Origin of the sequence: Methylobacterium sp. EM32 (genome assembly GCF_040593685.1) — a bacterium.
Taxonomy (GTDB): domain Bacteria; phylum Pseudomonadota; class Alphaproteobacteria; order Rhizobiales; family Beijerinckiaceae; genus Methylobacterium.
Genome location: NZ_JBEXZS010000212.1, coordinates 1 through 10,075, shown reverse-complemented (window position 1 = coordinate 10,075; position 10,075 = coordinate 1). Strand labels below are relative to the sequence as shown.

Here is a 10,075-nt window from a genome sequence, read left to right as displayed (position 1 = left end):
AATCTAAGGTTGAAATCAGTACCCGCAGAGGCGTGGTTTTGAGGCTTGATTTCAACCTTTGGTACGCACGAATCAAATCCGTTAAGGCCGTAGCCCCGCGGGCGGGGAGAGGGCCGCGTTACCGTTCAGGTAACGCGGCAAGCGGAGGCGCAGCCGGAGCGAGGGTGAGGGGGTGTTTCCGGAAGAGACTCACTCGTCGAGGCCCCCTCACCCTCGCCCTTCGGGCTCCCTGAGCCCCTTCGGAGCTCAGGCCTCTCTCCGCCCGCGGGGAGAGGGGAGACCTGCGCCTCCTCTTGTTGCCACGATGTTCGGCAATGGAGCGCGCCGCCCCGTGAACGATGCGGCGCGCCCTCGGTAAACCAACCTCCAGCCCCGCCCGTCAGGCGATCCACCGCATCGCCACCAGCACCGCCGTGACGGTGACGGCGCCGCCGATGCGGGTCGCGATCTGGGCGAAGGGCATCAGCTGCATGCGGTTGGCGGCGGTGAGGATGGCGACGTCGCCGGTGCCGCCCTGGCCCGAGTGGCAGGCATTCACGATCGCGGCCTCGATCGGGTACATGCCGAGGCGGCGGCCGACGAAGGCGCCGGTGACCATCAGGGTGAACACCGTCGCGATGATGGTGATCAGGTTCGGGATCGTGAAGGCCGACATCAGCTTGTCCCAGGGGGTGAGCGAGACGCCGATGGCGAAGAGCAGCGGGTAGGTCATGCCGGTCTGCACGAACTTGTAGACCACGAAGCCGCCGGCCTGGAGATGGGGCGAGACCGCGCTGGTGAGCTTCGCCAGCACCGCCAGGAACAGCATCGCGACCGGCGCCGGCAGGCCGACGACGTGGTGCAGCATCACGCCGAGCAGGTAGAGCGTCACGGCGGTGAGGCCCGCCGCCGCGATGGTCGAGACGTCCATGGCGCCGCCGCCCTTCTCGGCCGTCACCGTCTCGTCCTTGGGATCCATGTCGTCGTGCTCGCCCGGCTGCAGCCGGCCCTCGCCGGTCAGGTGCGGGTACGTCTTGCCGACGTAGTTCAGGATGCCCGAGAACACGATCGCGGTGAGGCTGCCGAGCATGACCGGGGGCAGCACCTGGGCGAACAGGTCGCCCTGGGAGGCGCCGAGGATCGCCGCGTAGCCGATCGAGAGCGGGATCGCGCCCTCGCCGACGCCGCCGGCCATGATCGGCACGACGATGAAGAAGAAGGTGTGGTAGGCGCCCAAGCCCAAAGCTGTCCCGACCAGGGTCCCGACGATGCCGGCCGCGATCGACCCGATGCCGAGCGGCACGAAGATCTTCAGGAAGCCCTTGATCAGCACGCCCCGGTCCATGCCGAGGATGCTGCCGACGATGATCGCCGCGATGTAGAGGTAGAGAAAGTTGGTGAACTTGGTGAAGTCGATGATCGACTTCTCGATCTGCGGCGGGATCAGCTTGTAGTAGGCGAGCGCCGAGGGAATGAAGGTGGCGAAGATGGCGCCGGCGCCGATGTTGCGCAGGATTGGCAGCCGCTTGCCGATCTCGGCGCAGGTGAAGCCGCCGAGCACCAGAACGGCGATCATCGTCGGCGAATCCGGCTTGATCTCGCGCTCGAGCGTCAGGATCGTCAGGAGCACGACCAGGATCAGATAGACCGGGATCGGGATGATGCCGATCTTGATGTCCATCAGCCGCCACCAGCCCTGCGGCCAGAATTTTTGGGAGCGCGCCGCGCCCGTCTCGGACGCCGGGGCGGGGGTCTCGCCGGGCTTGGCGAGGTTCACGGTTCCAGATGCCATCGATGTCCTCCCGAACGCTGTACTTCCGAGCGATCTGCTTCGAGTGATATTCTTGAGGCCTGTCCGGCCATTTTTTCAGAAGATCCCGTTCCTACCGTACGATATTAATCAGGTTCGGGAAGCTAAGAGTCTGTTCACATTACGACAACCCTAAGTCAAGCGGGCTCTCACAGGATGAGGCCCGCCCGACCAGGGGCGGAAGGACGCGCCGTCAGGCCACGAACTGGCAGCGCGAGGCGGCGGTCCGGGTGTCCATGTTGCGGCCGCGGTTCATGTGGTCGTCGACCTCCGCCGCGCAGCCGAGCATCCGGGCGAAGAGGAAGATCGTGAACGCCGCGGTCTCCAGCGCCGAGCCGGACAGGGTGCCGTCGCGGTAGGGCTGCCACAGCATCTTCAAGAGCAGGGCCGCGATCACCGCGTCGATATTGACGCAGTAGACATTGCGCGACACGCCGGCGTCGAACAGGGCCTGCACCAGGGTCCGGTAATAGGCGTGGAAGGCGTTGTAGTCGCCGCGCTCGGTGAGCAGATCATGGATCCAGACCTCGCGCGGGTCGTGGTTCACCGCCTTGTCCTTGAAGACCGGGTGGTTGACGCCCGGGATCTTCTGGATGTCGAGGCTGCCGGCGTTCTTCCGGTCGGACTTGTAGCGGGCATACTCCGCCACCGTCCGCTCGGCGATGGACTTCAGGTCGACGCCGTGATCCGGGTCGGCCGGGTCGGCGAGGTTCGCGCCGCGGAACTGCTCGATCAGGAAGGCGATGCCCTCGTAGCCGTTGCCGCCATGGGTGTAGCCGGCATGGGTGAGGAACCCGATCATCGCCTTGTTGAGCTGCACCCGCTCCGGGCTCTCTGGACCGTCGGCCGAGACCGCGCCCTTGCACCCTTGCGCCGAGATCGTGCCCGGGCCGTTCGAGAGCAGGAGCCCGATCAAGGTCTCGAACACGAAGACGTCGTCCGCCGTGCCGGCGCGGCCGAGGAGCGCGAGGCAGCCGATTTCGCCGAGGCTCAGGCGCCCGAGGAGGTCGGCATTCGCCACGCCGCAGAACCCGTCCGCTTTGTGCAGTTCCGCCGGTACCGCGGCGCCCAGCAGCGTGCCGAAGAGCTGGAGCCACCAGGGCAGGCTCTCGGCGGTGAGCCGCGAGATGCGCTTGCGCATCAGCGGGCCCCAGGTCAGCGTCGTGGCGATGGCCGCCAGCACCGCCTCGCGGGTCGGGTGGCCGTCGAGGCCGCGCAGGTAGCGCACGAAGACCGTGCGCGCGCCGCGGGCGTCGAGAGCCGCGAGGAGCGCCTCCGCCTGCGGATCCGGCTTAGCGCCGACGAGGAGCCCGGCGAGCTCCGCATCCGCCGCGACCTTGGTCAGGTCGAAGCCCTCGTCGAGGGCGCTCACCAGCCCGGCTTCCGCGAAACGGTCGGTCATCAGGCGGCAGATCCGCCGGGCGGCCTCGGCGCGGCGCGGGCCGACCAGGCTCGCTGCCGCCGCCAGCACCACGTTCGGGGAATTGCCGGCCTCGCGAGAAGCTTCGGCCGCCGACAACTCGGGGCGCCCGTGCAGGTTGACGCCGGCGGCGACGGCCGCGTTGACGAGGGCGCGGTCGTTGTCGCTCGCCTGCTCGCGGAGCAGGGCGAGGACGACGTTCGATTCCATCGGCAGGCGCGCCGCCTCCAGCATCGAGACGCCGTTGAGGCTGGTGACCTGCGTCTTCGGGTCCATCTGCGAGGCGCCCGAGGCGTCCTTCATCGCCTGCCGCGGCAGCACGATTCCGACCTGACGGTTGAGCCGGGCGATCTGCTCGCCGTAGGGCGCCATCGCCTCGACCGGGGGCAGGTCGAGGTCCGGCGGCAGGGTCAGGCCGGCATTCGAGCCGAACCACGGCTTGAGGGCGAGGTTGCTCTCGGGCGCGAAGTCGGGCCGCGCGCCGTTCTCGCGCATCACCGCGGTGAGCGCCGCCGGGATGTGGGCGATGTTCGTCACCACCGCGCCCTTGGCCGAGACCACCGGGTTCTCGGGCGTGAACACGCCGTCGACCCCGAACTTGTCCATGAACCACTGCTCCTTAGCGGCGGCGTCGTCGTCGCCCCCCGCCATGGCGCCGGCATGGCCCACCGCCCGGGTGAGCCGGCTCTTCCAGCGGCCGACGACGCAGGCGACGACGGGCTTGGTGAAGTGCGCGTCCTGCTCGTAGTAGCCGCCCGGCTCGACGTAGAGCACCGCCGCCTTGCTGCGTGCGTCGTTGGCGAGCGCGAAGGCAAATTCCGGCGCCGCGTACTGGATGTAGACGTCCTTGCCGCAGGAGATCAGCGTGGTGGTGCCCCAGCCGCTCATCCGCAGGTAGGTGGCGATGGTGGTGGTGAAGTTGCCGGAATTCGAGAAGATCGCGATCGAGCCGGCCTTCAGCGCCTCGCCCGGGCCGTCGCCACCCAGCGCCCCGCCGATGCGGACCTGGTGATGGGCATCGGCCACGCCGAGGCTGTTGCCGCCGAAGATGTCGATGCCGTTCTGCTGGCCGAGCGCCCGGATCTCGCGGCTGTCATGGACCGACAGCTTCTCGGTGACGATGAAGATCTTGCGCAGGTCCGGGTTGACCCGGATCAGCTCGGCGACGCCGTCGCGGGCCCCCGACGGCGGCAGGTAGACGACGCCGCAATTGAAGCGGTGCCCGGCCTCCAGGCCCTCGCGGACGTTGTTGTAGACCGGGATGTTCCCGAGCGGGGTCTCCAGCACCTGGCCGCGGCGTCCGGGCGAGGTGCCGAACACCACGTTGCCGCCCGAATAGGCGTGGCCGACCGGCGTCACGTCGCTCGATTCGCCGCCGAGGATGTTGAGCACGCAGACCCGGTCCTCGCGCGTGGCGACCTGATCGAGCGAGCTGATGCCGACATAGTACTTGAAGCTGCCGATTCCTGGCTTGTGCATGGTCTCCTCCCCTTCTTATTCGGCCGCCTGGAGCGACGCTTTTTCGAGTGCCGGCTTCGCCAGCCCGATGGCGCGGGCCACCTGCTCGCGGCCGCCCTGGCGCATCCAGAGATCGGCCTGGCGGGCGTAGGCGACGACCTCGCTCATGTCCGAATCGAAGCCGAACAGCCGGTAGGGCAGGCCGAGCGCCTCGGCGGTGTCGCGGAGCGCCCCCATGCCGCGGATGAGGTTCGGCCCGCCGCGGCCGGCGACGATGTAGAGCGGGGTCGGCCCGTGCCGGCCGACATGCTCGCGCAAGGCATCCGCCATCGCCCGGAAGGTCTCGAAGATGTCGGTGTTGTTCGACTTGCCGCCGATGATGAACAGCACGTTCGACTGCTTCAGCCAGTGCTTGAAGCAGATGCGCGCCACCTCCTTCATCTTCTCGTAGGGCGGGTTGCCGCCGAAATCCGAGGAGATGATCGCGTCGTCGCCGAGCATCTCGGTGACGAGGGAATTGGCGCCGCCGCCGAATGTCGGCGCCAGGATGGTACCGCTGGAATTGATGATGCAGACGTCGCTCTGGCCCTGGTAGGTCCGGAGCTGGTTGATTTCGGCTTCGAAGTCCGAGTAATCGACCGAGAACAGGTGGCCGGGCAGGCCGAGCCGCTGCCAGCGCGGGTCGTCGCGGTCGAAGCCGCACTTGAAGTCGCAGGCCACCGGGGTGAGGCGGCCGTTGCGGTCGGGCCGCATCCGGATCGGGTTCAGCTCGACCGTGGTCATGCCGAAGCCGTGATAGAGTTCCCAGAGCTTCGGCAGCTGCTGCACCAGGGGCGAGATCAGCGCCTTCGGGGCGTTCAGCTCGGAGAGCGCGTTCGCCACCACGAAGGCCTTGAGGCCGGTCAGCGGATCGAACGGGACCTGGACGACCTCGCCCTTGTCGAGTTCCTCGATGTCGACGCCGCCCTTGTGGGTGAGCGTCATGGTCGGCGCGCGGTAGCGTGTGCTGTCGGAGATCGAGAAATAGACCTCGTGCTCGGCCGGCACCGCGCCCTCGAAGGTGACGCCGTTGGCCTTGGCGACGACGTTGCCGTGGCGGTGCTCGACGAAGTAGAGCCGCTCCTTCTCGCGAAGCGCGGTCTTCAGGTCGTGGGCGCGGCCGAGGAGGCCGGCTTTGCCCTTCTTGCCGACGCCGCCTTTGAACACCGGCTTGATGAAGACCGAGCCGTGGCGATCGATCAGGCCCTTGATCTCTTCTTCGCTCGCGTCCGGCCCCAGCACCTCGGCCGTGGGAAATCCTGCGAATTGCAGGAGCTTTGCGCCGTGCAGCATGCCCGTGACTTGCATCGTTTCCTCCGTGCTTGTTGAGTTGCACGGTAGGGGGCGAAACTGTCAGTAACCTGTCGCGGGGTGGGGGAGCCCTCGGGAACTCGCCGGTCCCGTCTTACCGCCCCTCGATCGCCCGTCGCCACTGCCGCAGCGTGCGGCTGCGCTTGATCTGGTCGAGGGAGGTCAGAAGCTCCGGTCCGACCGGAATCGGCCGCAGGGCGGTCGCGCGGGTCACGGGATCGTCGGGCGCGCGGGATTCCGCGCGGGCGGGCGTGACCGAGCGGGCGGCGAGCAGCGCCTGGCCCTCCCGGGAGAGCAGGTAATCGAGGAACAGCCGGGCCGCCGCCTTGTGCCGGGCCTGCTTCGGGATGAGCGCGATGCGCGAGGTGACGAGCGTGTAGTCGCTCGGCAGCACCACCCCGACGGCCGGATCCTGCTTCGCCCGCTCGCGGGCGTAGGAGCCGAGCACGTCGTAGGCCAGCAGCGCCTCGCCGGCCGAGACCCGGTCGAGCATCGTGGCGGTGGCGGTGTAGAGCTTCACCCCGACCTGGCCGAGCGCCCGGACCGCGTCCCAGGTCCGCGGCGTGACCTCCAGGTTCTGGGTCAGGAACAGGAAGCCGACGCCGCTGCGCTCAGGGTCGTAGGTCGCGACCTTGCCCTGCCATTCCTCGGGATGCCGGGTCAGGCTCTGGACGAACTCGGCGTGGCTGCGCGGCACCCGCGCCTCGGGCAGGAGCCTGCGATTATACGCGATGGCGACCGGCTCGGCGGTGATGCCGTAGGCCTCGTTGCGCCATACCGCCCAGGCCGGCCACCCGTCGGTCTCGCCCGAGACGTGTCGCTCGGCGTAGCCGTCGTTGACGAGCTTGATCTGGAGGTCCATCGCCGAGCTCCAGAGGATATCGGCCGTGCCCCCGCCCGAGGCCGCCTCGGCCAGGAATTCGTCGTAGAGCCGCGACGAGTTCATCTTGGAATACGCGACCGCGACGCCCGGAAAGCGGTGCCGGAAGCCGGCGAGCAGGGCCGAGGCCTCCGCCTCGTCGGTCGTCGCCCGCACCACGACCGTGCCCTCCCGCACGGCCTCGGCGCGCCCCTCGGTCTGCGCATCGACGGGCGAGTCAACCTGGGCCCGGGCGGGGCCGAGGAGGAGGGCGAGGCTCACCCATGCGGCCGTGAGGGTCCTCACTCTCAAAAACCTCTTCCTGCCCCAAGGTTTCCGGTTGCCCGCGGCGGTCGCCACGGCGAGGATCGCAAGCTACAGGCTCGCGCGGCGATCTCCTAACCCGGGCGGCGATCCCTCGTCGCCGGGGCGAGGGCGCGCGACGAGCCGAGCGGGAGGGAACGGCGGGATGCGGGTGCTCGTCGTGGAGGATGACGCGGCCCTGGCGCGCGGCCTCGTGGCGGCGCTCCGGGCCGCCGGGCACGCGGCCGATCACGAGCCGGACGGCGCGGCGGCGGCGGGAATCGCCCTGTCGGAGCCCTACAGCCTGATCGTGCTCGATATCGGCCTGCCGGGCCTGTCGGGGTTCGAGGTGCTGCGGCGCATCCGGGCGGTGAGCGCCGTCCCGGTGCTGATCCTCACCGCCCGCGACGGCATGACCGACCGGGTGCGCGGGCTCGATCTCGGGGCCGACGACTACCTGGCCAAGCCCTTCGCGCTCCCCGAGTTCGAGGCGCGGGTGCGCGCCCTGATCCGGCGCGGACAAGGGCAGCGCAGCCCGGTCCTGCAATGCGGGGGCCTCGTCCTCGACCGCTCGTCGGGAACCGTCACCCTCGCCGGCGAGGTCTTAGGCTTACGGCGCCGGGAGCTGGCGGTGCTGGAGGTGCTGATGGCGAAGGCCGGTCAGGTGGTGCCGAAGGAGCGGCTCGCCGGCGAGGTGTTCGGCTTCGACGACGCGGTGGCGCCCAACGCCCTCGAGCTCTACGTCGCCCGCCTGCGCAAGAAGCTGCAGCCGAACGGGCCGGAGATCCGCACGATCCGCGGCCTCGGCTACCTGCTCGATGTCCGATGAGCCGGCGCCCGCCTTCCCTCCGGCGCGGGCTGATGCTGCGGATGCTCCTGCCGGCCTCGGCGCTGGCGGGGGTTCTGGGCTTGGGCGGAGCCCTCGTCATCCGGGACGTGGTCGAGACCACGCATGACCGCCTGCTCGACGGCTCGGTGCTGGCCATCGCCGAGCGCCTGGCGCTCGACGAGGACAACGAGGTGACGGTGGACCTGCCGCGGGTGGCCCTCGGCATGCTGGAGAGCCAGTCGCAGGACCGGGTCTATTACAGCGTCAGCTATCGCGGGCAGCTCGTCACCGGCTACCGCGACCTGCCTCGCCCCGACGAGGAGGTCGAGCCCGGCCCCACCCGGCACCGGGACGCGGTGATGCGGGGTGCGGCCGTCCGGATCGCCGCCCGGGCGCGGCGGGTCTACGGCAAGCCCGGCGCGGTGCTGGTGCAGGTGGCCGAGACGCGGGACGCGCGCAGCAGCCTCGAACTCCGGCTCCTCGGCGGCCTCGTCCTGCTCGAAGGCGTCCTCCTGGCGCTCGTCGGAATCCTGACCTGGTACGGGATCGGCCGCGGCCTCGCGCCCCTCGACCGGCTGAGCGCCGAGATCGCCGGGCGCGCCGCCCCTGGCGCAGTCAGCCTCCTGCCCCTCGACGTCTCGGCGGTGCCGGTGGAGGCGAGGGCGCCGGTCCTCGCTTTCAACACCCTGCTGGGGCGCCTCGACGAGGTGATGGGGGCGGTGCGCCGCTTCACCGGCGACGCCTCTCACCAGATGCGCACGCCGCTCGCCGTCCTGCGCATGCATGTCGATCTCGCACGCCGGCACGGCGCGGGCACGGCGCCGGAGGGCCGGGCCGCCCTCGACGACATCGAGGGCGCGGCGCGCCGCCTGGAGCACCTGCTGGCGCAGCTCCTGGCGCTCGCCCGCGCCGACGAGGATCCGGGCGCGATCGCCCTGACGGAGATGGACCTCGCGGGGATCGCCGCGACGGTGCTGGCCGACCACGTGCCGCGGGCGCTGCGCGCCGGCATCGAGGTCGAGTACGAGGGGCCGGACGGGCCGGTGATGGTGACGGGCCACCCGACGCTGGTGGGCGAGATCCTCGGCAACGTCATCGACAACGCGGTCCGCTACGCCGGGGCCGGCGCCCGGGTGGTGGTGCGGGTGGCGGATTCGGGCGAGGGGGCCTTCGCCGAGATCGAGGATGACGGGCCGGGCATTCCGCCGGAGCACCGCGAGACGGTGTTTTCGCGGTTCTACCGCATCGCCCGGAGCGACGGACCGGAGGGCAGCGGCCTCGGCCTCGCCGTCGTCCGGGCGCTCGCCGATCGGATCGGTGCGGCGGTGACGCTGCATGACGGGGCGGGCGGCGGGCCGGGCTTGCGGGTGAGGATCGTGTTTCCACCGGTTCCGGCGCGGTCGGTCGCTGTGAGCCTGCCGGAAGTCTCACGACAATCCTGACAGACACAGGGTCATTCCGGACTCCGCTTTCGCGGCCCCGGAATGACGCGGAGGGTTCGACATTGTCCAGAGAGATGCGAACAGGCCCTGGTCGCTTCTCTCTTGCAAGAGTTAAGCGGCTTCGCCGCTCACTCCTTCGCCAGCGCATCCGCGAAGGCCGCGATGCGGTTGCGGGCGTAGGTCGGCAGGCCGGCGCTGATCGAGGTGCCGGTGTTGAACGAGGAATTGCCCATCAGCACCTGGGCGGGCAGCAGGTTGCGCAGAACCGGCACGCGCTCGTACTCCTTCTTGCGGTCGAGCACGTCGCCCTTGATGCCGAGCGTCATGTAGGCGGTCACCACCGTCTTGTTCGGGTCGGCCGCCACCGGCTGCATCACCGCCAGGAACTTGCCGAAGCGCAGGATCTGGTTGACCCAGAAGATGTTCTGCTCCATCGCGCCGGCCACCGGCGCCTCGATCTTGGTGAGCTGCACGAGCTTGCCCGCCTCATCGGGCGGCAGCACCCGCAATTCGCTCTGGAACGAGACGAACTCGGCGATCTTCTTGCCCCCGTCCTCGATCTTGTTCGCGAGCTTGACCCCGAGCGGCAGCTTGCCCTCGAGGTCGTAGCGCGACTCGATGCAGG

General features: G+C 69.5%; 6 protein-coding genes and 1 pseudogene. 2 read left to right on the top strand and 5 right to left on the bottom strand.

The features are described 5' to 3' along the window. Positions 1-379: 379 nt before the first annotated feature. The 4 genes from ABZT49_RS27675 to ABZT49_RS27660 form a co-directional block, all read right to left on the bottom strand. Entirely contained in the window at positions 380-1,771 is a 1,392-nt protein-coding gene (locus tag ABZT49_RS27675; RefSeq protein ID WP_355290859.1) for a 2-hydroxycarboxylate transporter family protein, read from the bottom strand. Positions 1,772-1,982: 211 nt separating this feature from the next. Next, positions 1,983-4,688 (bottom strand): CoA-binding protein, encoded by a 2,706-nt coding sequence (locus tag ABZT49_RS27670; RefSeq protein ID WP_355290857.1) that lies wholly within the window; start codon positions 4,686-4,688, stop codon positions 1,983-1,985. A 15-nt stretch (positions 4,689-4,703) separates the two neighbouring features. After that, complete coding sequence (locus ABZT49_RS27665) at positions 4,704-6,014, bottom strand: ATP citrate lyase citrate-binding domain-containing protein (RefSeq protein ID WP_355290855.1); 1,311 nt, start codon at positions 6,012-6,014, stop codon at positions 4,704-4,706. A 97-nt stretch (positions 6,015-6,111) separates the two neighbouring features. After that, positions 6,112-7,182, bottom strand: a complete 1,071-nt coding sequence (locus ABZT49_RS27660; RefSeq protein ID WP_355290853.1) for an ABC transporter substrate-binding protein — start codon at positions 7,180-7,182, stop codon at positions 6,112-6,114. A gap of 163 nt (positions 7,183-7,345) precedes the next feature. Between ABZT49_RS27660 and ABZT49_RS27655 the strand changes: the two genes are divergently transcribed. Both ABZT49_RS27655 and ABZT49_RS27650 read left to right on the top strand, forming a co-directional pair. Beyond that, entirely contained in the window at positions 7,346-8,008 is a 663-nt protein-coding gene (locus ABZT49_RS27655; protein ID WP_355290851.1) for a response regulator transcription factor, read from the top strand. A gap of 32 nt (positions 8,009-8,040) precedes the next feature. After that, positions 8,041-9,450, top strand: coding sequence for a sensor histidine kinase N-terminal domain-containing protein (locus ABZT49_RS27650; RefSeq protein WP_355290849.1), 1,410 nt, complete (start codon positions 8,041-8,043; stop codon positions 9,448-9,450). 128 nt (positions 9,451-9,578) lie between these two features. Here the strand turns inward: ABZT49_RS27650 and ABZT49_RS27645 are convergent. Further along, positions 9,579-10,075 (bottom strand): annotated as a pseudogene (locus ABZT49_RS27645) (hypothetical protein); the annotation flags it as partial.

What these genes read in the sequence shown, in the direction of transcription:
- ABZT49_RS27675 (WP_355290859.1), bottom strand. Translation starts at nt 1,771, where the DNA reads ATGGCATCTGGAACCGTGAACCTCGCCAAGCCCGGCGAGACCCCCGCC.
- ABZT49_RS27670 (WP_355290857.1), bottom strand. Translation starts at nt 4,688, where the DNA reads ATGCACAAGCCAGGAATCGGCAGCTTCAAGTACTATGTCGGCATCAGC.
- ABZT49_RS27665 (WP_355290855.1), bottom strand. Translation starts at nt 6,014, where the DNA reads ATGCAAGTCACGGGCATGCTGCACGGCGCAAAGCTCCTGCAATTCGCA.
- ABZT49_RS27655 (WP_355290851.1), top strand. Translation starts at nt 7,346, where the DNA reads ATGCGGGTGCTCGTCGTGGAGGATGACGCGGCCCTGGCGCGCGGCCTC.
- ABZT49_RS27650 (WP_355290849.1), top strand. Translation starts at nt 8,041, where the DNA reads ATGCTGCGGATGCTCCTGCCGGCCTCGGCGCTGGCGGGGGTTCTGGGC.